The sequence below is a fragment of the Stenotrophomonas sp. AS012628 genome, assembly GCF_010608305.1.
GTDB lineage: Bacteria > Pseudomonadota > Gammaproteobacteria > Xanthomonadales > Xanthomonadaceae > Stenotrophomonas > Stenotrophomonas geniculata.
The window spans coordinates 26,997-50,360 of sequence record NZ_VMBJ01000036.1; the positions used below are offsets into that span (position 1 = coordinate 26,997).

The 23,364-nt window shown below is 66.0% G+C and carries 20 protein-coding genes; 8 read left to right on the forward strand and 12 right to left on the reverse strand.

Annotated elements, in window-relative coordinates; all coding sequences use genetic code 11:
• Window positions 1–144 precede the first annotated feature (144 nt).
• Both G5A07_RS15405 and G5A07_RS15410 read right to left on the reverse strand, forming a co-directional pair.
• Entirely contained in the window at window positions 145–1,083 is a 939-nt protein-coding gene (locus G5A07_RS15405; protein ID WP_191863562.1) for an electron transfer flavoprotein subunit alpha/FixB family protein, read from the reverse strand.
• Window positions 1,083–1,829 (reverse strand): electron transfer flavoprotein subunit beta/FixA family protein, encoded by a 747-nt coding sequence (locus tag G5A07_RS15410; RefSeq protein ID WP_032127985.1) that lies wholly within the window; start codon window positions 1,827–1,829, stop codon window positions 1,083–1,085. The genes G5A07_RS15405 and G5A07_RS15410 overlap by 1 nt, the downstream gene beginning before the upstream one ends.
• 259 nt (window positions 1,830–2,088) lie before the next feature.
• Here G5A07_RS15410 and rfbB point away from each other — a divergent pair, with 259 nt between their 5' ends.
• The 4 genes from rfbB to rfbD are packed head-to-tail and all read left to right on the forward strand — an operon-like array spanning window position 2,089 to window position 5,490.
• Window positions 2,089–3,144: a dTDP-glucose 4,6-dehydratase gene (gene rfbB / locus G5A07_RS15415; RefSeq protein WP_191863563.1), complete on the forward strand. Its 1,056-nt coding sequence runs from the start codon at window positions 2,089–2,091 to the stop codon at window positions 3,142–3,144.
• A gap of 14 nt (window positions 3,145–3,158) precedes the next feature.
• Window positions 3,159–4,046, forward strand: coding sequence for a glucose-1-phosphate thymidylyltransferase RfbA (rfbA, locus tag G5A07_RS15420; protein WP_191863564.1), 888 nt, complete (start codon window positions 3,159–3,161; stop codon window positions 4,044–4,046).
• Window positions 4,043–4,600, forward strand: coding sequence for a dTDP-4-dehydrorhamnose 3,5-epimerase (gene rfbC, locus G5A07_RS15425; RefSeq protein WP_191863565.1), 558 nt, complete (start codon window positions 4,043–4,045; stop codon window positions 4,598–4,600). Before rfbA ends, rfbC begins: the two co-directional genes overlap by 4 nt.
• On the forward strand, window positions 4,597–5,490 hold the full coding sequence (gene rfbD / locus G5A07_RS15430; protein ID WP_191863566.1) for a dTDP-4-dehydrorhamnose reductase: 894 nt from the start codon (window positions 4,597–4,599) through the stop codon (window positions 5,488–5,490). Before rfbC ends, rfbD begins: the two co-directional genes overlap by 4 nt.
• Before the next feature lie 81 nt (window positions 5,491–5,571).
• Here the strand turns inward: rfbD and G5A07_RS15435 are convergent, their stop codons facing one another.
• The 3 genes from G5A07_RS15435 to G5A07_RS15445 all read right to left on the reverse strand — a co-directional run bounded on the left by G5A07_RS15435 (window position 5,572) and on the right by G5A07_RS15445 (window position 11,749).
• On the reverse strand, window positions 5,572–6,975 hold the full coding sequence (locus tag G5A07_RS15435) for a mannose-1-phosphate guanylyltransferase/mannose-6-phosphate isomerase (protein ID WP_191863567.1): 1,404 nt from the start codon (window positions 6,973–6,975) through the stop codon (window positions 5,572–5,574).
• A gap of 12 nt (window positions 6,976–6,987) precedes the next feature.
• Entirely contained in the window at window positions 6,988–8,334 is a 1,347-nt protein-coding gene (locus G5A07_RS15440) for a phosphomannomutase (protein ID WP_191863568.1), read from the reverse strand.
• Window positions 8,335–8,431: 97 nt separating this feature from the next.
• Window positions 8,432–11,749 carry a DEAD/DEAH box helicase gene (locus G5A07_RS15445; protein WP_191863575.1) on the reverse strand — a complete coding sequence of 1,106 codons (3,318 nt, stop codon included), beginning with the start codon at window positions 11,747–11,749 and terminating at the stop codon, window positions 8,432–8,434.
• A gap of 158 nt (window positions 11,750–11,907) precedes the next feature.
• Here G5A07_RS15445 and G5A07_RS15450 point away from each other — a divergent pair, with 158 nt between their 5' ends.
• A complete protein-coding gene (locus G5A07_RS15450) occupies window positions 11,908–12,639 on the forward strand; it encodes a CoA transferase subunit A (RefSeq protein ID WP_191863569.1) in 732 nt (243 codons plus the stop codon).
• Window position 12,640: 1 nt separating this feature from the next.
• Entirely contained in the window at window positions 12,641–13,270 is a 630-nt protein-coding gene (locus G5A07_RS15455; RefSeq protein WP_191863570.1) for a CoA transferase subunit B, read from the forward strand.
• Between the two features lie 30 nt (window positions 13,271–13,300).
• On the opposite strand, the gene G5A07_RS15460 is transcribed toward G5A07_RS15455, so the two are convergent.
• Complete coding sequence (locus G5A07_RS15460) at window positions 13,301–15,193, reverse strand: glycoside hydrolase family 99-like domain-containing protein (RefSeq protein ID WP_191863571.1); 1,893 nt, start codon at window positions 15,191–15,193, stop codon at window positions 13,301–13,303.
• Window positions 15,194–15,311: 118 nt separating this feature from the next.
• On the opposite strand from G5A07_RS15460, the gene G5A07_RS15465 reads away from it, so the two are divergent.
• Window positions 15,312–15,899, forward strand: coding sequence for an alpha-ketoglutarate-dependent dioxygenase AlkB (locus G5A07_RS15465; RefSeq protein WP_191863572.1), 588 nt, complete (start codon window positions 15,312–15,314; stop codon window positions 15,897–15,899).
• A 3-nt stretch (window positions 15,900–15,902) separates the two neighbouring features.
• Here the strand turns inward: G5A07_RS15465 and G5A07_RS15470 are convergent, their stop codons facing one another.
• Genes G5A07_RS15470 through G5A07_RS15485 form a run of 4 tightly spaced genes read right to left on the reverse strand, consistent with a single transcriptional unit; the run spans window position 15,903 to window position 19,421 of the window.
• Window positions 15,903–16,544 (reverse strand): ABC-type transport auxiliary lipoprotein family protein, encoded by a 642-nt coding sequence (locus G5A07_RS15470; protein WP_049455356.1) that lies wholly within the window; start codon window positions 16,542–16,544, stop codon window positions 15,903–15,905.
• Window positions 16,541–17,467: an MlaD family protein gene (locus tag G5A07_RS15475; protein ID WP_010480691.1), complete on the reverse strand. Its 927-nt coding sequence runs from the start codon at window positions 17,465–17,467 to the stop codon at window positions 16,541–16,543. The genes G5A07_RS15470 and G5A07_RS15475 overlap by 4 nt, the downstream gene beginning before the upstream one ends.
• Window positions 17,468–17,470: 3 nt before the next feature.
• Window positions 17,471–18,298: an ABC transporter ATP-binding protein gene (locus G5A07_RS15480; RefSeq protein WP_010480693.1), complete on the reverse strand. Its 828-nt coding sequence runs from the start codon at window positions 18,296–18,298 to the stop codon at window positions 17,471–17,473.
• Between the two features lies 1 nt (window position 18,299).
• A complete protein-coding gene (locus G5A07_RS15485) occupies window positions 18,300–19,421 on the reverse strand; it encodes an ABC transporter permease (RefSeq protein ID WP_191863573.1) in 1,122 nt (373 codons plus the stop codon).
• 92 nt (window positions 19,422–19,513) lie between these two features.
• Between G5A07_RS15485 and G5A07_RS15490 the strand changes: the two genes are divergently transcribed.
• Window positions 19,514–20,773: a threonine/serine exporter family protein gene (locus G5A07_RS15490; protein WP_010480697.1), complete on the forward strand. Its 1,260-nt coding sequence runs from the start codon at window positions 19,514–19,516 to the stop codon at window positions 20,771–20,773.
• An 80-nt stretch (window positions 20,774–20,853) separates the two neighbouring features.
• Here the strand turns inward: G5A07_RS15490 and G5A07_RS15495 are convergent, their stop codons facing one another.
• Both G5A07_RS15495 and G5A07_RS15500 read right to left on the reverse strand, forming a co-directional pair.
• Entirely contained in the window at window positions 20,854–21,237 is a 384-nt protein-coding gene (locus G5A07_RS15495) for an H-NS histone family protein (protein WP_049398421.1), read from the reverse strand.
• Window positions 21,238–21,459: 222 nt separating this feature from the next.
• Window positions 21,460–23,163, reverse strand: a complete 1,704-nt coding sequence (locus tag G5A07_RS15500) for a proline--tRNA ligase (protein WP_099560170.1) — start codon at window positions 23,161–23,163, stop codon at window positions 21,460–21,462.
• Between the last annotated feature and the right edge of the window lie 201 nt (window positions 23,164–23,364).

Here is a 23,364-nt window from a genome sequence, read left to right on the forward strand (position 1 = left end):
CTCCCTCCGGTTGGAGCGATGGGAGGGGAAATGCTACAGAATCAAGACAGCACAAAAGGCGTGTTGCCATACGCCGACATATTTTGACGAATGACAGGGTGGGCAATGTTCGCCCACCCTGCGGGTTGTTACGCGGATTTCGACTTACAGCGCCTTTTCCAGCTCTGGCAGGATCGCAAACAGATCCCCCACCAGTCCGATATCCGCAATCTCGAAGATCGGCGCATCGCCGTCCTTGTTGATCGCGACAATCGTGCCGGCATCCTTGATGCCGGTCAGATGCTGGATGGCACCACTGATGCCCACCGCCACATACAGTTCCGGCGCGATGATCTTGCCGGTCTGGCCGACCTGCAGGTCGCTGGGCACGTAGCCGGCGTCAACGGCGGCGCGCGAGGCACCGACGGCGGCACCGAGCTTGTCGGCCAGCTGGAAGATGACCTTGAAGTTCTCTTCCGAACCGACGCCGCGGCCACCGGAGACCACGCGCTTGGCGCTCTGCAGGTCCGGACGGTCGCTGGCACCGGCGGCCAGGCCGACGAAGCGGGTGTGGGTCGGCAGGGCAGCGTCAACGCTGGCCGCTTCGATGGCGGCGCTGCCGCCCTGGGCGGCTTCCGGCCACGAGGCGGCACGCACGGTGGCGACCACGATCTGGTCGGCCGGTGCTTCCACGGTGATGATCGCGTTGCCGGCGTAGATCGGGCGCTTGAAGGTGTGGCTGCCTTCGACGCTCATCAGGTCGGAGACCTGGTTGACGCCGAGCAGGGCCGCCACGCACGGCATCAGGTCCTTGCCGAAGGTGGTCGACGGGCCGAACACATGGGTGTAGCCCTTGGCCAGCTGTGCGATCTGCGGCGCCAGCACCTGGGCGATGGCCTGAGCGTTGGCAGCATTGGCCACGGTCAGTACCTTGGCGACGCCGGCGATCTTCGCGGCTTCAGCGGCAACGGCGCCCGGGTCGGCGGCCAGCACCAGCACGTCGATGCTGGCACCGCTGATGGCGGCGGCGGCACTGACGGTCTTGGCGGTAGCGGCGTTGAGCTTGCCGTCGTGGTGCTCGGCGATGACGAGAATCTTGCTCATTACAGCAGCCCCTTCTGCTTGAGTGCGGCAACCAGTTCGGCCGCGTCCTTGACCATCACACCCTTGCTGCGCTTGGACGGCGCGGCGTACTGGGTGGTCTTGAAGGTATCGGCGGCTTCAACGCCGAGGTCGGCCAGCTGCAGGGTCTCCAGCGGCTTGGCCTTGGCCTTCATGATGTCCGGCAGCTTGATGAAGCGCGGTTCGTTCAGGCGCAGGTCGGTGGTGACCACGGCCGGCAGATCGACTTCCAGCGTTTCCAGGCCGGCGTCGACTTCGCGCGTCACCGTGGCCTTGCCGTCGGCAATGTCCAGCTTGCTGGCGAAGGTCGCCTGCGGGCGGCCCCACAGCGTGGCCAGCATCTGGCCGGTCTGGTTGGCGTCGTCGTCAATGGCCTGCTTGCCGAGGATCACCAGGTCCGGCTGTTCCTTCTCGATCAGCTTGAGCAGGGTGCGCGAAGCGGTCAGCGGCTGGATGGCCTGGTCGGTGACGACGTGGATGGCACGGTTTGCGCCCATGGCCAGGCCATTGCGCAGGTGTGCCTGGGCGTCGGCCGGAGCAATGGTGGCGACCACGACTTCGCTGGCGATGCCCTTGTCGCGCAAGCGCAGGGCTTCTTCCAGGGCGATTTCATCGAAGGGGTTGGGGGACAGCTTGACGCCGTCGGTGACCACGCCGGAACCGTCCGGCTTGACCTGAATGCGGACGTTGTAGTCCACCACGCGCTTGTACGCGACGAGGATTTTCATCTGGTACGGGGTCCTTCACTAAACAGAGAGAACATCCGGTCCTGCAACAGCAACCGGTTCGGGGGTGGGAACCCGATTCTAGCTGGCTTGGGGTAACCATGCGAATGCGTATGGTTACGCTGCAGTGCAGCAATAATGCACCTCCGCGAGCGCGTGTTCACGTCACGCAGGCGGTCGTGAAGGCCATCGGGATGTATCCTGTCCAGCTGAATCAGGTTGCTGCTGCGACCCACATGATTGATCAACAGGAAATCAGGTAGTGCCCACATGGCTTGTCACCGGCGGCGCCGGATTCATTGGCGGTAACTTTGTTCTCGAGGCCGTCGCGCGCGGCGTCAAGGTCATCAACCTCGATGTGCTGACCTACGCCGGCAACCTGAAGACCCTGTCCAGCCTGGACGGCAACCCCAACCACCTGTTCGTGCAGGGCGATATCGGCGACCAGGCCCTGGTCGCGAACCTGCTGGCCGAACACCGGCCGGATGCCGTGGTGAACTTCGCCGCCGAGAGCCACGTCGACCGCTCCATCGACGGCCCCGGCGCCTTCATCCAGACCAACGTGGTGGGCACCCTGGGCCTGCTGGAAGCGGTCCGTGACTACTGGAAGGCGCTGCCGGCCGAACAGGGCGCGGCCTTCCGCTTCCTGCACGTGTCCACCGACGAGGTGTACGGCACCCTGGGCGAGACCGGCAAGTTCAGCGAAACCACCCCGTACGCCCCGAATTCGCCGTACTCGGCGTCGAAGGCCGCTTCGGACCACCTGGTCCGTGCCTTCCACCACACCTACGGGCTGCCGGTGCTGACCACCAACTGCTCCAACAACTACGGCCCGTACCACTTCCCCGAGAAGCTGATCCCGCTGGTGATCGCCAAGGCGCTGGCTGGCGAGCCGCTGCCGGTGTACGGCGATGGCAAGCAGGTGCGCGACTGGCTGTTCGTGTCCGACCACTGCGAAGCGATCCGCACCGTGCTGGCCAAGGGCCAGGTCGGCGAGACCTACAACGTCGGCGGCAACTCGGAAAAGCAGAACATCGAAGTGGTGCAGGCGATCTGCGCACTGCTGGACCAGCGCCGCCCGCGTGCGGATGGCCAGCCGCGCAGCAGCCAGATCACCTATGTCAACGATCGCCCCGGCCATGACCGTCGCTATGCGATCGATGCGTCCAAGCTGAAGAACGACCTGGGCTGGGAACCGGCCTACACCTTTGAGCAGGGCATCACCTTTACCGTCGACTGGTACCTGGACAACCAGGAATGGGTCAACGGCGTGCTGGATGGTAGTTACCGCCTGCAGCGCATTGGCACTGCCGCCTGAGGCCGGGAGAGAACATGACGCAACGCAAGGGCATCATCCTGGCCGGTGGCTCCGGCACCCGGCTGTATCCGATCACCAAGGGCGTCAGCAAGCAGCTGCTGCCGGTGTACGACAAGCCGATGATCTACTACCCGCTCAGCGTGCTGATGCTGGCGGGTATCCGCGAAGTGTTGATCATCAATACCCCGCACGAACAGGCGCTGTTCCAGCAGCTGCTGGGCGACGGTTCGCAATGGGGCATGGACATCCAGTACGCGGTGCAGCCGAGTCCGGATGGCCTGGCCCAGGCCTACCTGATCGGCCGCGACTTCGTCGCCGGCAAGCCGAGCTGCCTGGTGCTGGGTGACAACATCTTCCACGGCCACGGCCTGCGCGAGGTGCTCAAGCGTGCAGACGAACGCGTGCACGGCTCGACCGTGTTCGGCTACTGGGTGAATGATCCGGAACGGTATGGCGTGGCCGAGTTCGACCAGAGCGGCAAGGTCATCGATCTGGTGGAGAAACCGGAAAAGCCGCGCTCCAACTATGCGGTGACCGGCCTGTATTTCTATGACGGCAAGGCCAGCGATTACGCGGCCGAACTGAAGCCGTCGCCGCGTGGTGAGCTGGAGATCACGGATCTCAACAAGCGCTATCTGGCCGAGGGCAACCTGCACTTGGAAGCGCTCGGCCGTGGCTATGCGTGGCTGGATACCGGTACCCACCAGTCGCTGTTGGAAGCCTCCAATTTCATCGAGACCATCCAGACCCGTCAGGGCCTGCAGGTCTGCTGTCCCGAGGAAATCGCGTTCGGCAAGGGCTGGATCAACGCTGGACAATTGGAAGCACTGGCCGCGCCGTTGATCAAGAACAGCTACGGTGAATACCTGCATAAACTCGCCGTGCGTGGAGTCGTTCCATGAAAGTGATTGAAACCAGGTTGCCCGGCTGCGTGGTGATCGAGCCGGCGGTGTTCGGCGATGCCCGCGGTTATTTCTTTGAAACCTGGAATGCCGAGCGTTTCGCCGCGCTGGGCCTGCCGGATCGCTTCGTGCAGAGCAACGTGTCCACCTCGGCGCAGGGCGTGCTGCGTGGCCTGCACTATCAGTGGCCGCGCCCGCAGGGCAAGCTGGTCAGCGTGCTCGAGGGCGAGGTCTACGACGTGGCCGTAGACATTCGTCGCGGTTCGCCGACGTTTGGCCAGTGGGAAGCGGTGGTGCTGAGCGCGGAAAACAAGAAGCAGTTCTGGATTCCGGAAGGCTTCGCCCACGGCTTTGCCGTACTGTCCGAGCGCGCGGTGTTCAGCTATCTGTGCACCGAGGTCTACCTGAAGGACTTCGACGCCGGCGTGCGCTGGAACGATGCCGACATTGCGGTGGACTGGCCGGTCAGCGCACCGACTTTGTCGGCCAAGGACGAGAACGCACCGTTCCTGAAGGACATTGCTGAAGATCGCCTGCCGATGTGCGTGCCATGACCGTTCTGGTCTTCGGCGGCAACGGCCAGGTCGGCCGGGAGCTGCTGCGCGCGCTGGCGCCACTGGGCAAGGTAGTCGCGACTACCCGCAGCGGGCAACTACCCGACGGAAGCGCCTGCGAGGTGGCTGATTTCGGTCAGGCCGACAGCCTGCCGGCATTGCTGGATCGCCTGCAGCCATCGGTGGTGGTCAACGCGGCCGCGTACACGGCAGTCGATCGCGCCGAGCAGGAGGTCGAGGCGGCCTTCGCCGCCAACGCGCAGGCGCCGGGCGTGATCGCGCGCTGGTGTGCGGCGCATGGCGTGCCGTTCGTGCATTACTCCACCGACTACGTGTTCGACGGCCAAGGCAGTGCGCCCTACCGCGAAGACGAGCCGACCGCGCCGCTGGGCGTCTATGGCACCAGCAAGCGCGATGGTGAGGATGCAGTGCGTTTGGCCGGTGGCCGCCACCTGGTCTTCCGCACGGCCTGGGTGTATGCCTCGCATGGCGCCAATTTCCTGCGCACCATGCTGCGCGTGGGAGCAGAACGCGATGCGTTGCGGGTGGTGGCCGACCAGATCGGCACGCCGACGCCGGCAGCGCTGATTGCCGATGTCACTGCGCAGGTGCTGCAGCATCCGGGCCACTTGTCCGGAACCTGGCATCTGACGGCCAGTGGCCAGACCAGCTGGCATGGGTTTGCCGAGGCGATCTTCGCCGAAGCGCTGGCTGCCGGCGTGCTGGCGAAGGTGCCGGCCGTCGAGGCGATTCCCAGTTCCGAGTATCCGACGCCGGCCAAGCGCCCGGCCTGGTCGGTGCTGGACAACCGCAAGCTGCAGCAGGATTTCCGCATCGTACTGCCGAGCTGGCAGGACGGCCTGAAGCGGGTGATGGCGGAGATTGCCTGACCGGGTAGGCGACCACCGTTGGTGGTCGCCTGCATCCACAGTGTGCCGACCAACGGTCGGCACTCGCTGCAGGGCGTCGGCTCAACTGCGCCCGTACGTGTCCTCGAAGCGCACGATGTCATCCTCGCCCAGGTAGCTGCCCGACTGTACTTCGATCAGTTCCAGCGGCAGTTTTCCGGGGTTGCGCAGGCGGTGGGTCACGCCCAGCGGGATGTAGGTGCTCTGGTTCTCGCTGAGCAGGATCACTTCGTCGCCGCGGGTCACTTCTGCGGTGCCGCTGACCACGATCCAGTGCTCGGCGCGATGGTGATGCATCTGCAGGCTGAGCGTGCCGCCGGGCTTGACCGTGATGCGCTTGACCTGGAAACGCTCGCCGTTATCGATTGAATCGTAGGCGCCCCACGGGCGGTAGACCTTGCGATGCCAGCTGGCCTCGCTGCGGCCTTCGGCTTTCAGCTGCGCCACCACGGTCTTGACCTCCTGCATGCGGTCGGCCTTGCCGACCAGCACTGCATCGTCCGTCTCGACCACGATCACATCGTCCAGGCCGACCAGTGCCACCAGGCGCTGTGCATAGGCATAGGTGTTGCGGCAGTCGATGGCGATCACATCGCCCTGGTGGGCGTTGCCATCGCCGTCCTGCTGCGAGACATCGCGCAGGGCTGTCCACGAGCCGACATCGTTCCAGCCTGCGTCCAGCGGAATCACGACTGCATCGGCGGTTTTTTCCATCACGGCATAGTCGATGGAATCGGAGGGAACGGTGGCGAACGCCTCCTTGTCGAGACGGGTGAAATCCGAATCGCGACGGGCCTGCTGCAAGGCCTGGCGGCTGCCGGCCAGCATGTCGGGCTGGAAGCGTTCCAGTTCCTGCAGGTAGCGCGAGGCCTTGAACAGGAACATGCCGCTGTTCCAGTAGTACTGGCCGCTGCTGACGTAACCGGTGGCGGTTTCAAGGTCGGGCTTTTCGACAAAACGCTCCACCGCACGCAGGCCCTGCCCATTGGCGGCCTTGATATAGCCGTAGCCGGTTTCCGGACCGGTCGGCACGATGCCGAAGGTCACCAGCTTGCCGGCCTCGGCAGCGCTGGCTGCAGCCTGCACGACTGCGCGGAACGCGGCCTCATCGGTGATTACATGGTCCGAGGGCAGCACCAGCAGCAGCGCATCGGCGCCGTCGCGGGTGGCCTCCAGCGCTGCGACCGCGATGGCCGGTGCGGTGTTGCGGCCAACCGGTTCCAGGATGATGGCAGCCGGCTCGGCGCCGACCTGCTGCAGCTGCTCGGCAGCGACGAAGCGGTGCTCCTCGTTGGCGATCACCAGCGGGCCATACGCGGCGATGGGAGCGACGCGCTGCCAGGTGGCCTGCAGCATCGTCAGCTCGCTGGCCAAAGGCAGGAACTGCTTGGGGTAGGACTCGCGCGACAGCGGCCACAGGCGGGTGCCGGAGCCACCGGACAGAATGACGGGCTGGATGATACTCATGGTCGTCCTTGGTTATTGCTGAAGGAGATGGGAAATTTCATCAGTACGGGCCTGCATCAGCGCTGCGTCGCCGCGGGCTTCAACGTTCAGGCGCAGCAGCGGTTCGGTGTTGGAACTGCGCAGGTTGAAGCGCCAGGCGCCGAAGTCGGCACTGATGCCGTCAGTGTGATCCAGTACCGGCGCTTGCGCCGCGAAGTGCGCCATGACGCGGGCCACAGCGGCCTTGGCATCGGCCACCTTGAAATTGATCTCGCCACTGCATGGGTAGGCCGCCATGCGGTCTTCGACCCAGTCGGCCAGCGAGCGGCCACTCTCGGAGATAAGCTGTGCGATCAGCAGCCACGGAATCATGCCGGAGTCGGCATAGGCGAATTCACGGAAGTAGTGGTGGGCGCTCATCTCGCCGCCGTACACCGCATCCTCGGCACGCATCTTTTCCTTGATGAAGGCGTGGCCGCTCTTGCACAGCACCGGTACGCCGCCGGATTGCTCCACCATCTCCACGGTGTTCCAGACCAGGCGCGGGTCATGCACGATCTTGCCACCGGGATTGCGCGCGAGGATGGCCTTGGCCAGCAGTCCGACCAGGTAGTAGCCCTCGATGAAGCGGCCGGTATGGTCGAAGAAGAAGCAGCGATCGAAGTCACCGTCCCAGGCGATGCCGAAGTCCGCGCCATGTTCACGCACCGCATCGGCGGTGGCGGCGCGGTTTTCCGGCAGCAGCGGGTTGGGAATGCCGTTGGGGAAACTGCCATCGGGTTCGTGGCAGATGCGGATGAACTCGAACGGCAGGTGCGGGGCCAGCAGGTCGACGATGGCGCCCGCGCCGCCGTTGCCGGCATTCACCACCAGCTTCAGCGGCGTGAGCTTGCTGGCATCGACGTAGCTGAGCAGGTGCTGGATGTAGGCGCTCTTGTCATGCTGGGCGGTCTGCCCGGCGCGCGGCGGCTGGGCCTCGGACGTATCGGCGGCGACCGCATCGGAGATCGCGAACAGGCCGGTATCGGAGCTGATCGGGCGGGCGTTCTCCTTGACCAGCTTCATCCCGTTGTAGTCCATCGGGTTGTGGCTGGCGGTCACCATCACGCCGCCGGCCGCGCCGAGGTGATCGGTCTGGAAGTAGACCTCTTCGGTACCGCACAGGCCGATGTCGATCACCTCACGACCGGTACCACGCAGGCCTGCGGCCAGCGCATCCTGCAGCGCCGGGCTGGTCAGGCGCACATCGTGGCCGAGGACCACCGGGCCGGGGGCGAGCTGCGCGGCCAGGGCGACGCCGATGCGGCGGGCCAGGCCTTCGTTCAGTTCTTCCGGCACACGGCCGCGGATATCGTAGGCCTTGAAGGCGGGCAGGGGCATCGATCAGGTCCTTTTTGGGCTCAGCCCTCAATTGTAGTCCCAGTCGGGTATGGGAATCGTTTCCATCGGGAAACGCCACCTGACTGGCGCTCGTGGGTCAGGCCCGCGTCAACCGTTTGCCCGCCTTACGGGAACGTTTGCCGGGCAGGCCCGGCAACGGCGCCAGCAGTGCCTGCACGTCTTCCTCGCTGAAGCGTGGCCCCGTAGCGCCGCCGCCTTCGAGAATCGAGTCGGCCAGCGTGGCCTTGCGTTCCTGCAGCTCGGCGATCCGTTCTTCGATGCTGCCTGCAGCGATCAGCCGGTAAACGAACACCGGCTGCTGCTGGCCGATGCGATGGGCGCGGTCGCTGGCCTGGTTTTCGGCCGCCGGGTTCCACCAGGGGTCGAAGTGGATGACGGTGTCGGCGGCGGTCAGGTTCAACCCGACGCCACCTGCCTTCAGGCTGATCAGGAACACCGGTGCCTCGCCCTGCATGAAGCGCTGCACCGGCGTGGCCCGGTCCTGGGTGTCGCCGGTCAGGGTCACATAGGCCAGCCCGAGCTCATCCAGCGCCTGCGCGATCAGTGCCAGCATGCCGGTGAACTGCGAGAACACCAGGATCCGCCGGCCTTCCTCGACCATCGACGGCAGCATCTCGCGCAGCAGCTCCAGCTTGGCCGAGCCGGCATTGCGTGCCGGGGCGTCGCCCGGCAGCAGGCGCGGATCGCAGCAGACCTGGCGCAGCTTCAGCAAGGCATCCAGCACCACGATATGGCTGCGCGCCAGCCCGCTGCCGCTGATGGCCTCGCGCACCTGCTTTTCCATCGCCGCGCGGACGGTTTCATAGAGATCACGCTGCCCGCCCTCCATGTCCACCGCGCGGGTAATGAGGGTCTTGGGCGGAAGCTCTGACGCGACCTGGTCCTTGCGACGGCGCAGGATGAAGGGACGCAGACGCTGCGCCAGCAACGTGGCGCGACGGTGGTCGCTGCCGCGCTCGATCGGATGGCGCCAATGCTGGTTGAACTGCTTCTCGCTGCCGAGCAGGCCGGGCAGCAGGAAGTCGAACTGCGTCCACAGCTCGCCCAGATGGTTTTCCAGTGGCGTGCCGGTCAGGCACAGGCGATGGCGGGCCTGCAACGTGCGCAGGGTGATGGCCGCACGTGACTTCGGATTCTTCACCTGCTGGGCTTCATCCAGAATCAGCAGATGGTAGGCATGTGCCTGCAGCGCCTGCTCGTCGCGCCACAGCAGGGGGTATGTGGTCAGTACAAGATCGTGCTCGGGGATCGCCTCGAACAGCGTTTCACGTGCCGGTCCATGCAGGGTCAGCACGCGCAGGCCAGGGGTGAAGCGTGTGGCTTCGCTCTGCCAGTTGTGCAGCAGCGAGGTCGGCACCACCAGCAGCGCCGGCCGGTCCAGGCGGCCACTTTCCTTCTCGACCAGCAGATGCGTCAGCGTCTGCAGGGTCTTGCCCAGCCCCATGTCATCGGCCAGCACCCCGCCCAGCCCCTGCTGGCGCAGGTACTGCAGCCACGACAGGCCCTCCAGCTGATAGGGACGCAGCGTTGCCACCAGCCCCGCCGGTGGCGGCACTTCGCCCAGTGCGGGTGCCTGCATCAGCCGCTGCACCAGCGCCTGGGTATCCTTGCGGCCCCGGAACTGCAGGCGCGCCGTGTCCTGCAGTGCTTGCAGGCGGCCACGATCAAGCGCTGACAAGCGCAGCGGCGCGCCACGCTGGGCGAACAGATCCGCCAACAGGGCCATGATCGGCTTCAGTCGCGCGGCCCGCAGTGCCAGGCGGGTGTTTTCGCCTGCCATCAACAGGATGTTCTCGTCGTCGCCAATGGCGTCCAGCTGGCCACGCATCCAGCGGGGATCGGACTGCAGCACCTGCTGCAGCAGCGGAACCATCGACACGTTGCGGCCTTCCACCTGGATGTCCAGGCCCAGGTTGAACCAGCCCGCATCCGCTGGGTCGGCCTGGATGTCCAGTCCGATCTCATCCACCCGGGTGATGCGATGGCGGAAGTCGTCGTCCGTCTCCACCTTCCAGCCCAGGGCTTCCAGGCGCGGCACGTCGTCCAGCAGGAACCGTGTCCAGTCATGGGTGCGCAGCTGGAACTGCGGGCCTGCGCCGTCCAATGCCGCCCGTGGTTCCACGTCGCGATGCAGTCCCACCGTGCGCAGCTCGGCCTCGCGCCGTGACTCCTCAACCAGGTCGCGGGGCAGCAGGGCGAGCTGGCCCTCCGGATTGTGTGCGAACAGGCTCGGATCATCCAGGAACCGCACGTGCTCGTCGTATTCGAAGGCCACGGTCGCGATATCGGCCCATTGCGAAGGGTCGCGGGGGCCGAGCCACGGCGGACGGAACTCGACCGTGTGCAGGCGCAGGACGGGCGTCATCGCGCTGATCTGCAGGGTGGGCAGTGTGTCGCTTGCGCCTGGGCGTGGCAGCGCCGGGTCGATCTGTTGCAGCAGTTGCGCCACGATTGGTTCCTCATCGGGGAGCAGGTGGGGAAGGGCGAGGAACGCGTCCGCGTCCTCCGGCTTGACGTCCAGCAGGAGAAGCCCGACTTCACCGGAGACCGGATCCAGGTAACCGGCACTGGATCCCAGTACGAGGCCTTCCGCATCGCCCTCCACGCTCAGTGCCGGCGCCAGCAGCAACCTGCCGTGAGTCGTCTCTGCGCTCCATCCCAACGTACCGCGACGTGGTGTGCCGGGCCTGGCCGGTACGCGATCATGCATGCCACATGACACCCAGCCATGCTCGCTGGACACGATCGACTGCAGGATCGTGCTGATGTCGAACCGTTCCGGCGGTTTCACGGACTGATGCAGGGCCCACAGCTGCGCCACCGCGGCCAAGTCGGCCTGCGTCAGGTAGCCGGGTGGTTCCAGCAACAGCTGGGGGGTGATTTCCTGCCATTTGCCGAACTCGATCGTGCCGTCGAGGGCGTACTTGACGCGACGGAGCAGGATGGAAGGCCGGTGATTGAACGTGGACAGCTCGAAGATGATGCCGTTTCTACGTGACCGGGGAGGCTGGGCTCTGGCGGCCTGCCAGCGTGACAGCTGTTCCAGCAGTTCGCGGCGTGGTGACTGGACCGGATCGTGCTCCAACGCTGGATCGTCATCGCCCAGGTCTGCCGCGTCCAGCATATGCGCGACCAGCACGGCCGCGACGTGCTTGCAGTGATGGCCGACAGGGCACGAGCATTCACTACGCAGGCGGCTGCGGGGATGGCGCAGACTGGCTTCCAGATCGATTTCCACCCGGTAGGGGCATCTGGCCGAGCCTTTCACTTCGGCGATGAGCATTCCACTGGTCAGATGCATGTTGCGGACACCGGACAGGCAACGTTCGCTCTTTTCCAGTGTCCACGCGTCCATCCAGCGGAGCAGGTCTTCTTCGGTGTAGGTATGGGCCATCAACGAGGGTGGGGCGGGCACGGGGCCGGCCATTGGCAGGAGACCCCGGCATTCTACGGAACCCCGTGCGATGCCCGTGCAATGCTGCGGCGCATCCAGGCCCTTCGCCGCCCTCCAGCTAGAATGCGGTCATCCTCAACGTGCAGGGTAGTACAGCAATGCAGCAATCGACTTCCACCGGCAAGCGCAGCAAGCGCTTCGCCAGTGCGGCGGAGGCCCTGCAAGGGGTGGTCGCCGATGGCCAGACGCTGGCCGTGGGCGGCTTCGGCCTGTGTGGCATTCCCGAGGCACTGATCGCCGCGCTGCGCGACAGCGGGGCCAGGGGCCTGACCGTGATCTCCAACAACGCCGGTGTCGATGGCTTCGGCCTCGGCCAGCTGCTGGAGACGCGTCAGATCAGGAAGATGATTTCGTCCTACGTCGGCGAGAACAAGGAATTCGAGCGGCAGTTCCTGGCCGGCGAACTGGAACTGGAATTCAACCCGCAGGGCACCCTGGCCGAGCGCCTGCGTGCTGGCGGCGCGGGCATCCCGGCGTTCTTCACTGCCACCGGCTACGGCACCGTGGTGGCCGAAGGCAAGGAAACCCGCGAGTTCGATGGCAAGCACTACGTGATGGAAACCGCGCTGCGCGCCGACGTGGCGCTGGTCAAGGCGTGGAAGGCCGACGAAGCGGGCAATCTGGTGTTCCGCAAGACCGCGCGCAACTTCAACCCTGCCTGCGCGATGGCCGGCAAGGTCTGCATCGTGGAAGTGGAGGAGGTGGTGCCGGTCGGCGCGATTGATCCGGACCAGGTGCACCTGCCGGGCATCTACGTACACCGCATCGTGCACAACCCGCATCCTGAAAAGCGTATCGAACAGCGCACCATCCGCGCGGAGGGCAACTGACATGGCGTGGACTCGCGATGAGATGGCGGCACGTGCCGCCCGCGAACTGACCGATGGTGCGTACGTGAACCTGGGCATCGGCCTGCCGACCCTGGTTGCCAACCACATCCCCGAAGGGGTGGACGTGTGGCTGCAGTCGGAAAACGGCCTGCTCGGCATCGGTCCGTTCCCGACCGACGCCGAAGTGGACGCCGACCTGATCAATGCCGGCAAGCAGACCGTCACCGCGCGTGCCGGTGCCAGCTATTTCGGCAGCCACGACAGCTTCGCGATGATCCGCGGTGGCCATGTGAACCTGGCTATCCTCGGCGCCATGCAGGTCACCGACAAGGGTGACCTGGCCAACTGGATGGTGCCCGGCAAGATGGTCAAGGGCATGGGCGGTGCGATGGACCTGGTGGCCGGCGTGCAGCGCGTGGTGGTGCTGATGGAGCACACCGCCAAGAACGGCGAGCACAAGATCCTGACCGAATGCACGCTGCCGCTGACCGGCGTTGGCGTGGTCGACCGCATCATCACCGACCTCGCTGTGTTCGACGTCACCGATTCCGGTCTGCAGCTGGTGGAGGCGGCACCGGGTGTCAGTGAAGAAGAGCTGAAGGAAAAGACCGGCGTTTCGTTCTGTAGCTGAAGTCAGCGTTGTTGCCGCACAGCGCCAGCCTCAGGGCTGGCGTTGTGGCCAAGTGACGATGTAGCCTGCGTTGGCAACAAGATCCGGCAACAACTGCATGACCGAGTCAAATGCACTGTCGTTGTCCAGCTCAGTGGGATAGCAGTGCGCATCCAGTAGTGATCGCAGCGCCGCCGCCCGCAACCACATCGTGTCTGCTGCCTGTGGCGTTGGCGCGCGCGTCAGCCCAAGCCGGGCTGCCCAGCGCAGATGACTGCGCGAAACGACGATTGCCTCCCGGGTGGATGTCGCGAGCATGCCCAGCGCAGGTTTCTCGCTGAACTGTTGAAGCGCGGCATCGATAGCGCCCGCCCCGGGTAGCTGCTGCCCTGCGTCGCGGCTTCCGCGCAGGTCCAGCCAACAGGCCAGCAACGATGGATCTGGACCGTAGGTTTCCAGAACCTGCAGGATGCTGGGCAATGCATTGCCAGCATGGCCGATGATATCGACAGCAGCGTCCTGCGGGCGTAGGGCGGTTGGAATGAACACGTGATAGCTCACCCCCAGGTCGCGCGCGGCCTCACAAGCGGTGGTGATCAACTCGGGATCATCAATGAGAACCAGCAGGCAAACCTGCAGGGGTGAGGCGAGCGGAACCGGGGACAGCGCTTGGCGCGTCGCGTCGAGCCAGGCATGACCCAGCCGTGCATCCGGTTCCAGCACGGCGCCTTCGGCCCATTCGTTCCATGCGTTGATGAAGACCATGCGCTGGCGCGCAGGCGCCGGCGCCAGGCGTTCATGGATCGTGGTATGCAGCCAGTCCCGGTAGCCGCGTGGGGATGCATGCAGGTAGACGCGGCCACGGCCGGAGCGGCGCGCTTCGTTGTCCCAGCCCGGGTTCACGCCCGGATAGAGCGGGTAGTCCGGCAGCGGGCGGGCTGCGATTTCTGCAGCCAGTTCGCGCCAGTCGCGTACATCGCCATTGAAGGACGGATTGAGCAGCCATTGTTGCGCCGACAGCGAACGCGGGTTGCTCATGTTCGGCGGAAATTCGACAGCGGCATCGAAGCCGATATCGCGGGGATCCGGGCGCTCGAAACCCTGCACGTACGCCAGGTGGATCTCGCCGACGCCATTGTCGCGGCACCAGCGGCGCCAGCGTTCGGCGGTCGCCCGCGCGTCGGGCAGCAGGTGCGGGCGATAGACCAGCAGCATTGGCCGGCCCTCGACCTTCAATGCGCGGCGGTCGCGCAGGTAGGGCGCGACATGTGCGATGAAGGCCAGATCATCCTCGGCGCTGTGCTGCTGGCCGATCAGGATGTCCTCGTCGCGGCCGTCCCAGCGTCGTGCCCAGTTCTCGTTGGCCCAGCACAGGCAGAACGGCAATTCGATGCTGTCATCTGCCAGCCATTGGCGCAGCGGATCCTCCATCAGGGTGCGGCCGCTGAACCAGTAGTAGTAGAAGCAGAACGCGCCGATGCCGTACTCAGCTGCGAGGCGCGCCTGGTCCCGCATCACCTGAGGATTGCGCAGGTCGTAGAAGCCCAGGTCTGCCGGCAGGCGGGGCTGGATGTGGCCCTCGAACTGCGGCAGCGCGCGGGTTACGTTGCGCCATTCGGTAAACCCCTTGCCCCACCAGGCGTCATTCTCGGGGAAGGTGTGGAACTGCGGCAGGTAGAACGCGACCAGCGTTGCCGGCAAAGGAGACGGCAAGGTCGCCTCACGCCATGGCACGTGGCCGATCGCCCGCTCGTCGGCACGCCAGCGCAGCTGGGCGCTGGCGCGCGTGCCCCCCTCGTCCTGCTGGCCCTTGGGTGGCGGCGGTACCCAGTTGCCGTGCCGCGCCAACAGCCGCGTGCGTAACCGGTCACGCTGCGCCTGTGGCAGCGGCAAGGCCCGGAACACGGCGCGCAGCAACGGAAACAGCGACTGGCGCACGCTCATCGGGCTGGGCTCCACGAAAGGCGGCAATCGGACGGCATCGGCATGTGGGAAACGGTCATGGCGCCATTTTCGGTGCTGGCTGCCATGACGGCAAACACCGGCGTGCTAGCGTGTGGCCATGCTGTTCCCCCACGACCTGCCCGATGCCGACGTCCAGCACCTGCCGGGCTGGCTGGCCGCGGCCGATGCCGACCGGCTCCTGTCCGCCCTCCAGGCCGAAGTCCGCTGGGAGGTCCATCGCATCCGCATGTTCGGCAACTGGGTGGATTCGCCGCGGCTGAGCTGCTGGATCGGCGATCCGCTGGCGCGCTACCGCTATTCCGGTGCTGAATTCGTGCCGCACCCCTGGCCACCCGCGTTGCAGGCCATGCGCGGGCGCCTGCAGGCGGAGGGCATCGGCCGCTTCAACAGCGTGCTGCTGAACCGCTATCGCGGCGGTGGCGACTACATGGGCTGGCACAGCGATGACGAGCCAGAGCTGGGGCCGACCCCGGTGATTGCTTCGCTGAGCCTGGGCGCGGCGCGCCGCTTCCTGCTGCGCCGGCGCGATGACCCGGCGCGGAAGGCCGAGTACCTGCTCGGCCATGGCGATCTGCTGGTGATGGCGGGGCAGACACAGCGGTTCTACCAGCACGCGCTGCCGAAGATGGCACGGGTGCAGGGCGAACGGATCAACCTGACGTTCCGCTGGATTACGCCACGCTGACGGTCAGCGCGCGACGGTCGGCTGGTCGGCCTGTCCGCTTGTCAGCGTCCAGCCCACCATCTCCTGTGCCAGCTGCTGCAGGCCGCGCTCGAACGCAGCGGCAACCGCCGGCACGTCGGTACTGCCGACCGGCTGCGCCTGGCGGAAGGTACGGTCGGCGACCACGCGCTGGTCGGCCACATGGATCAGCTTGGCGTTGACCTCGATCACCACGGTCGGCGTGGCCTGGCCCAGGTAGTCCGATTCAAAGCGGCGCACGTCGGTGGACAGCTTGTAGTCGGCACGGATGCCGGCACTGCTGCGCGCCACGCCACGGATGCGGCCGGAGTCCTCAAAGCCACGCAGCAGGGTGTCCTCGATCATGTCGGTGGCCGGCTGTGCCCAGCTGGCCCCCTTGTAGATCTCCATCTGCGACGGCGTCGGCCGCACGTTGATACGCGGGCTGTCGACCATGCGCGCGGCGCTGGGCTTGGCCAGCACCAGCTGCCAGCCCACCTGTGGCCACGCCGGGTCGGCCTTCACCTGCACGGACGGCGAGTACAGCGTCACTGCGGTTTTCTCGCTGCTGCCAAGGATGGAGCAGCCGCCCAGCAGGGTGACCATCGAAGCGGCCAGCAGCAGGCGCGGAAGGGCGGTCGGGCTCATTTGGGTTCGAACTCCTTCGGTGCGTCGCGGCCCAGCAGGTAGCGCGCGGGGTTGTTCTCGAGGCGGTCGCTGACCCGGCGCAGATCGCGGATCAGGCCGCGCAGTTCGGTCAGCGTCGGGCCGAGCTGGCCGAGGCCATCGTTGGCGAAGCTGTTGATCGCGGCACGGTTCTCGCCAAGGATCGAGTCGGCGTTGCCAGCGGCCGAATCAAGCTTGGCCAGGGTGGCGTCGAGCTTGTCGATGATGCCCGGCAGCTGCTGCACCAGGTTCTTGTCCAGGCGCTCGATGGTGCCATTGGTGGTCTTCAGCGTGGTGTCCAGGCTGCGGGCGGCATCGCGCGCGCTGAGCAGCAGCGCCTGCGTGCCCTGGTCGCGGTCGGCCAGGCCGCCGCTGATCGTTTCCAGGTTGGCCAGCGTCGCGTTGATCGAGGCCACGTTGCGGTCGCTGAGGATCTGGTCCATGCGCTCGACGATGCGGTTGGCAACGTCGGTGATGTTCTGCAGCGCCGACGGCGTGGTTGGAATGATCGGCGCCGGGTCCTTGTTGACCGTGGTCAGTGCCGGCGACTGCGGCGTACCACCGCTGAGCTGGATGATCGACGGGCCGGTCAGGCTGGTGATCGCCAGCTTTGCACGGGTATCGGTCTTGACCGGGGTGGTCGAGTTCAGGCGGATGCGTGCGACCACCTGGCGCGGGTCGTCCGGCACCAGGTTCAGTTCGATGATCGAACCCACCGCGATGCCGTTGTACTGCACCGGGCTGCCCACCGACAGGCCGGTTACTGCCTCGCGGAACACCACGCGGTATTCCTGCCAGGTACGGTCGGAGGAGTACTTGGCCGCCCACAGGCCGAAGGCCAGCAGGGCCAGGCCGGTGATCAGGGTGAACGCGCCGATCAGCACGTAGTTGGCTTTGGTTTCCATGGCTCAGGCACTCTCGATCTGTTCGCCGCGCGCGGCACGCGCACGCGGTCCGTGGAAGTATTCCTGGATCCACGGATGATCCAGTTTCTCGATGTCCGGCAGTGGCGCGTTGGCCACCACTTTGCGGTCGGCGATCACTGCCACCCGGTCGCAGATCGCATACAGCGTGTCCAGGTCGTGGGTGATCAGGAACACGGTCAACCCCAGTGCTTCCTGCAGGGTCTTGATCAGGCGGTCGAAGGCGGCCGCGCCGATCGGGTCGAGTCCGGCGGTCGGTTCATCCAGGAACAGCAGCGGCGGGTCCAGTGCCAACGCGCGGGCCAGCCCGGCGCGCTTGCGCATGCCGCCGGACAGCTGCGAGGGCAGTTTGTTGATCGCATCGGCGGGCAGGCCGGCCAGCTTCACCTTCAGCAGCGCCAGTTCGTAGTGCCAGCGCTCGGGCAGTTCGCGGTGGTGCTCCTTCAACGGTACCTGCACGTTCTCGCCTACGGTCAGCGACGAGAACAACGCACCGTCCTGGAACAGCACGCCGGTGTTGCGCTCGATGTGCAGGCGGCTCTCGGCATCGTCGGCACGCGCGTCGCGGCCCAGCACCTCGATCCGGCCTTCGTCGGGCGTGCGCAGGCCGAGGATCGAGCGCATCAGTACCGACTTGCCGGTACCGGAGCCGCCCACCACGCCGAGAATTTCGCCGCGGCGCACGTCCAGGTCCAGGTCCTCGTGCACGGTCTGGCTGCCGAAGCGGTTGACCAGCCCGCGCACGCGGATGGCCAGGTCGTGGCCATCGTCGTCCTGCATGGGAATGTCGTCGGGCGTCGGATGCGTGCTCATGTCACCAGTCCATGTGCATGAACCACAACGCCGCGAAGGCGTCGATGATGATCACCAGCGAGATGGTCTGCACCACGCTGGAGGTGGTGCGTTCGCCCACCGACTGCGCCGTGCCTTCCACCTTCAGGCCTTCCAGGCAGCCGATCAGGCCGATCACCAGCGCGAACACCGGCGCCTTCGACAGGCCGACCAGCATGTGCCGCACTTCCATCGTCTCGTGCATGCGTGCGATGTACATCTGCGGCGGGATGTCGAGGTCGAACGCACCGACGGTGATGCCGCCAGCCAGGCCGGCGACCATCGCAATGAAGGTCAGCAGCGGCAGGGTGACCAGCAGCGCCAGCAGCCGTGGCAGCACCAGCAGGTCGATCGGATCCAGGCCCAGGGTGCGCATCGCATCGATTTCCTCGCGCGCTTTCATCGCACCGATCTGTGCGGTGAAGGCGCTGGCGGTGCGGCCGGCCAGCACGATGGCGGTCAGCAGCACCGCGAACTCGCGCAGGAAGGCGATGTTGACCAGCTCGACCACGTAGATCTCGGCGCCGAAGTCGCGAAGGATGGTCGAGCCGAGGAAGGCGATCACCGCGCCCACCAGGTAGGACAGCAGCGCCACCAGCGGTACCGCGTCCAGCCCGACCTGCTCCATCTGGTGCACGGTGGCGGTCAGGCGGAAGCGACGGGGTTCCTTGACCAGGCGAGCTCCCTTGACCAGGTTCTCGCCGAGGAAACTGCACAGCGCCTTGATGTTGTGGCCGGTGGCATGGACGCTGACACCCAGCCGTTCCAGCGCCGCCAGCACGCCGAAGTCGCGCTTGGGCTTGGGCCGGTCGTCGGCCACTTCCTCGATGGTGCACACCAGCGCCTGGTGATCCGGGCGGAACTTCAGTGCGTCCTCGCCGAGGTCGGCGCGATGGGCTACGCGCAGCACCTGCAGCACGCCGGCCGAATCCATTTTCTCGATGGCGGTGGCATCGATGCCGGTCAGCGTGTCGGGAACGCCGCGCAGGACTTCGGCCGCGGCCAGCGCGGTCTTCAAGGTCCAGGTGCCGGACAGGCGGATCACGCCCGGGTCATGGGCATCCTGTTGGAGCTGGGGGGCGTGGTTCGGGGTCACTTGGGCCATTCGGGTCGCAGCATAACCGTTCTGTATTGGGCTTCGCGTCGAACTCGGATGAATTTCTCCGGTAAGGCCCAGCCTAGGTAATACTACGGCGCATGTCCGCAGACGCTCACACGATCCCCACGCCCCAGGCCAGCTACGCACAGCGCGTGGCCTTCGTTTCCGAGATCGCCGGACGCCTGCACAGCTATGGCACAACGGCCCAGCGCCTGGAAACAGCGGTGGTGGCACTGGCCCGCCAGCTCGATCTGGATTGTGAACCGTGGTCGAATCCCACCGGTATCATCCTCAGCTTCAGCGACCCGGCGCAGGCGATCGGCTCCAGTGACATCACCCGCGTGATCCGCTTGGCGCCCGGCGAGAACGACCTGCACAAGCTCAGCGTCGCCGACCATATCGCCGAGGAAGTGGCCAATGGGCGGATGAGCATCGCCCAGGGCCACACCGCATTGCGCCAGCTGGACAAGGATCCGGGCCGGCGCGGCAAGCTGCGCACCATCCTTTCGTTCACCCTCGGCGCGGCCGGCGTGGCCGGCATGTGGAAGCTGCCGTGGCTGGACATCGCCACCGCCGGTGTCATCGGCCTGATGATCGGCCTGCTCGGCATGGTCACCGACCGTCGCCCGGCCACCCGCGAAGCCGCCGAGGCACTGGCCGCGCTGCTGGCCGGCCTGGTCGCCACGCTGGTCGCGTCCTTCATCGGCGCGCTCAACCTCAACACAGTGATCATCGCCTCGCTGGTGGTGCTGCTGCCGGGCATGTCGCTGACCAATGCGGTCAATGAACTGGCCAGCCAGCACTGGGTGTCGGGGACCGCGCGCTTCGCCGGTGCGCTGACCACCATCATGAAACTCAGTGTGGGCGCGATGATCGCGGTGACCCTGGCCGACGTGCTCGGCCTCGACCCGGTGATCCGCGCGGCGCGGCCGCAGGGGCCCTGGGTGGAGTGGGGCTCGCTGCTGACCGCGGCGTTCGCCTTCGCGATGCTGTTCAAGGCCAACCGCCGCGATTACCCGTGGGTGATCGCCGCCTCGGTGGCCGGCTATGCGATCTCCAAGTTCGGTGGCCACGCCTGGGGCGCGCCTGCCGGCATCTTCCTGTCGGCGATGCTGCTGACCGCCGGTGGCAATCTGTTCGGCCGTCTCGTTGGCCGCCCGGGTGCGATCATCCGCCTGCCTGGCATCATCATGATGGTGCCAGGCAGCACCAGCCTGCGCGGCGTGCTGACCCTGGTCCAGCAGCAGGACGTGGGTGCCGGCCAGAGCGTGTTCCTCACCGTGCTCAACGTGGTGATGGCGCTGGTGGCGGGCCTGCTGTTCGGCAACCTGCTGATGCCCGCTCGCAAAACCCTGTAGGTGTGGACCGTTGGTCCACACACCGAAGAATGAACAACGCCGGCTTTCGCCGGCGTTGTTCATTGCATTCCAATCCGGCCTCAGGCCTTCTTGATCAGGAAATCTTCCGGCTTCTTGTTGCCCTTGGCGGTCAGCTCGGCCATCCAGCGCGGCTGCTTGCCACGACCGGTCCAGGTTTCCTTGGGATTGGCCGGGTTGCGGTACTTCGGAGCAACCTTGCCCAGCTTGCGGCCAGCGGTCTTCGACGGTGCCTTGGCGGCCTTGGCCACCTTGCGCGCGCGCGGGGCCGGGGCGTCGCCGAACAGTTCCTCGATGGTGTAACCCTCGGTCTTGGCCAGCTTGGTCAGCTGTGCCCGGACCTTGGTGATCGGCCGGCGCTTGGCGACGATGGTCTGCTGTTTCTTGGCGGTACGGATCAGGGCGCCCAGCTCGCGTGCCGACAGGCCGGTCAGGTCAATGCTCATTTACGGTTACTCCGGAAACTAATAAGTGGACGGGACGAGCCAGTCCATGGCGTCGCGGGACAGAATAAAGATGAATTAATCCCAGCACAAATGCAGGCGGGTCATGGCCTGGCAGCATCCCGGCTGCATTGCGTCTATTTTGACCGGATTATGTCCGCTGCAATATTGCTCAAATGGGCGTCAGCTAGAAAAAGACCGGGGCATGCCCCGGTCTTTTCCTGATCAGTCCTGCAGACGCTGCAGCAGGGTGGCCTTGTCCAGGCTTTCCGCTTCGCTGGCGCGGCGCGAGCGGTACTCGTAGGTACCGGCGGCCAGGCCACGTTCGCTGACCACCACGCGGTGCGGGATGCCGATCAGTTCCATGTCGGCGAACATCGCGCCCGGGCGCAGGCCACGGTCGTCCAGCGCGGCATCGAGGCCGGCGTCGCGAAGTTCCTGCAGCAGGTTGGACGCTGCATCGGCGACGGCAGCGTCGCCCTTCGGGTTGATCACGCACACCACCACCTGCCACGGCGCCATCGCGTCCGGCCAGATGATGCCGGCATCGTCATGGTTCTGTTCGATCGCGGCAGCCACAACGCGCGAGATACCGATGCCATAGCAGCCCATCGCCATCACCGCCGCCTTGCCGTTCTCGTCCAGCACCGTGGCATCCAGCGCTTCGGCGTACTTGCGGCCCAGCTGGAACACGTGGCCGACTTCGATGCCACGGGCGATCTTCAGTTCGCCACCGTCCAGCGCGCGGTCACCGGCACGCACGTTGCGGATGTCGGCCACTTCCGGTTCCGGCAGGTCGCGGCCCCAGTTGACGCCGGCCAGGTGGAAACCGGCTTCGTTGGCGCCGACGACGAAGTCGGACATCGCCGCCACTTCGCGATCAGCCACCACGCGGATGGCCTTGGCCGGGGCGACCGGGCCGAGGAAGCCCGGCACGCTGCCCAGGTACTCGGCGATTTCCGCCTCGCTGGCAAAGCGCTGTTCGTCCAGGCCGGCAACCTTGGCCAGCTTGATCTCGTTGACCTCATGGTCGCCGCGCACCAGCACCAGCACGAACTGCTGTGCCTTGCCTTCGCCCGCGATCAGCGCCACCGACTTCACCGTGCGCTGCAGGGCGATGCCGAGCAGTGCCGCGACGTCCTCACAGGTCTTCTGGGTGGGGGTGTCGACCTTGCGCATGGCTTCGCTGGCGGCGGCACGCGGTGCCGGATCGGCGGCGATCGCCGCTTCCATGTTGGCCGCGTAGTCCGAACCGGTGGAGAACACCAGCGCGTCCTCGCCGGAATCGGCGATCACGTGGAATTCCTGCGACGCATCGCCGCCGATCGCACCGGAGTCGGCCTGCACCATGCGGAAGTCCAGGCCGAGGCGGGTGAAGATGCGGCTATAGGCCGACTTCATGTTCTCGTATTCGCGCACCAGGCACTCATCGTGCAGGTGGAACGAATAGGCGTCCTTCATCAGGAACTCGCGCGAACGCATCACGCCGAAGCGCGGACGGATCTCGTCGCGGAACTTGGTCTGCACCTGGTAGAAATTGACCGGCAGCTGCTTGTAGCTGGACAGCTCGCTGCGCGCGAAGTCGCAGGCGGCTTCTTCGGCGGTCGGGCTGTAGCAGAACACCTGGTCCTTGCGGTCCTTGATCTTCAGCAGCTGCGGGCCGAACTTCTGCCAGCGGCCGGTCTGCTCCCATAGTTCCTTCGGCTGGATGGTCGGGATCTGGAATTCCACGGCACCGGCGCGGTCCATTTCCTCGCGCACGATGCGCTCGACCTTGCGCAGCACGCGCAGGCCCAGCGGCGACCAGGTGTACAGGCCCGATGCCAGCTTGCGGATCATGCCCGCGCGCAGCATCAGCCGGTGGCTGGTGAGCTCGGCGTCGCTGGGGGTTTCCTTGGTGGTGTGCAGGTGGAACTGGGAGAGGCGCATCGTCGGCTTCGGATAACGGCAGAGACGCCTATTCTGCCAGCCCGGCCGGGGGGAGGGGTATCGGCAGGGCTGCGCCCTGCACCCGCCTCAAGCAACGTCAACTGCAACTTCCGAAGCGACGGCAAAGGCGAGTTTACTGGGGGATGGCGGGGTGGGCTCGGTGGCAGGGGACGCCGTAAACCCCGCTCCGCGGTCCGGCCC

Bases quoted from the DNA above. Each gene is read 5' to 3' on its own strand.
- G5A07_RS15445 (WP_191863575.1), bottom strand. From the start codon at position 11,749: ATGGCCCATACCTACACCGAAGAAGACCTGCTCCGCTGGATGGACGCG.
- G5A07_RS15405 (WP_191863562.1), bottom strand. From the start codon at position 1,083: ATGAGCAAGATTCTCGTCATCGCCGAGCACCACGACGGCAAGCTCAAC.
- G5A07_RS15470 (WP_049455356.1), bottom strand. From the start codon at position 16,544: ATGAGCCCGACCGCCCTTCCGCGCCTGCTGCTGGCCGCTTCGATGGTC.
- rfbC (WP_191863565.1), top strand. From the start codon at position 4,043: ATGAAAGTGATTGAAACCAGGTTGCCCGGCTGCGTGGTGATCGAGCCG.
- G5A07_RS15485 (WP_191863573.1), bottom strand. From the start codon at position 19,421: ATGGCCCAAGTGACCCCGAACCACGCCCCCCAGCTCCAACAGGATGCC.
- G5A07_RS15495 (WP_049398421.1), bottom strand. From the start codon at position 21,237: ATGAGCATTGACCTGACCGGCCTGTCGGCACGCGAGCTGGGCGCCCTG.
- G5A07_RS15450 (WP_191863569.1), top strand. From the start codon at position 11,908: ATGCAGCAATCGACTTCCACCGGCAAGCGCAGCAAGCGCTTCGCCAGT.
- rfbD (WP_191863566.1), top strand. From the start codon at position 4,597: ATGACCGTTCTGGTCTTCGGCGGCAACGGCCAGGTCGGCCGGGAGCTG.
- G5A07_RS15475 (WP_010480691.1), bottom strand. From the start codon at position 17,467: ATGGAAACCAAAGCCAACTACGTGCTGATCGGCGCGTTCACCCTGATC.
- G5A07_RS15440 (WP_191863568.1), bottom strand. From the start codon at position 8,334: ATGCCCCTGCCCGCCTTCAAGGCCTACGATATCCGCGGCCGTGTGCCG.
- G5A07_RS15500 (WP_099560170.1), bottom strand. From the start codon at position 23,163: ATGCGCCTCTCCCAGTTCCACCTGCACACCACCAAGGAAACCCCCAGC.
- rfbA (WP_191863564.1), top strand. From the start codon at position 3,159: ATGACGCAACGCAAGGGCATCATCCTGGCCGGTGGCTCCGGCACCCGG.
- G5A07_RS15480 (WP_010480693.1), bottom strand. From the start codon at position 18,298: ATGAGCACGCATCCGACGCCCGACGACATTCCCATGCAGGACGACGAT.
- G5A07_RS15490 (WP_010480697.1), top strand. From the start codon at position 19,514: ATGTCCGCAGACGCTCACACGATCCCCACGCCCCAGGCCAGCTACGCA.
- G5A07_RS15410 (WP_032127985.1), bottom strand. From the start codon at position 1,829: ATGAAAATCCTCGTCGCGTACAAGCGCGTGGTGGACTACAACGTCCGC.
- G5A07_RS15460 (WP_191863571.1), bottom strand. From the start codon at position 15,193: ATGAGCGTGCGCCAGTCGCTGTTTCCGTTGCTGCGCGCCGTGTTCCGG.
- G5A07_RS15465 (WP_191863572.1), top strand. From the start codon at position 15,312: ATGCTGTTCCCCCACGACCTGCCCGATGCCGACGTCCAGCACCTGCCG.
- G5A07_RS15455 (WP_191863570.1), top strand. From the start codon at position 12,641: ATGGCGTGGACTCGCGATGAGATGGCGGCACGTGCCGCCCGCGAACTG.
- G5A07_RS15435 (WP_191863567.1), bottom strand. From the start codon at position 6,975: ATGAGTATCATCCAGCCCGTCATTCTGTCCGGTGGCTCCGGCACCCGC.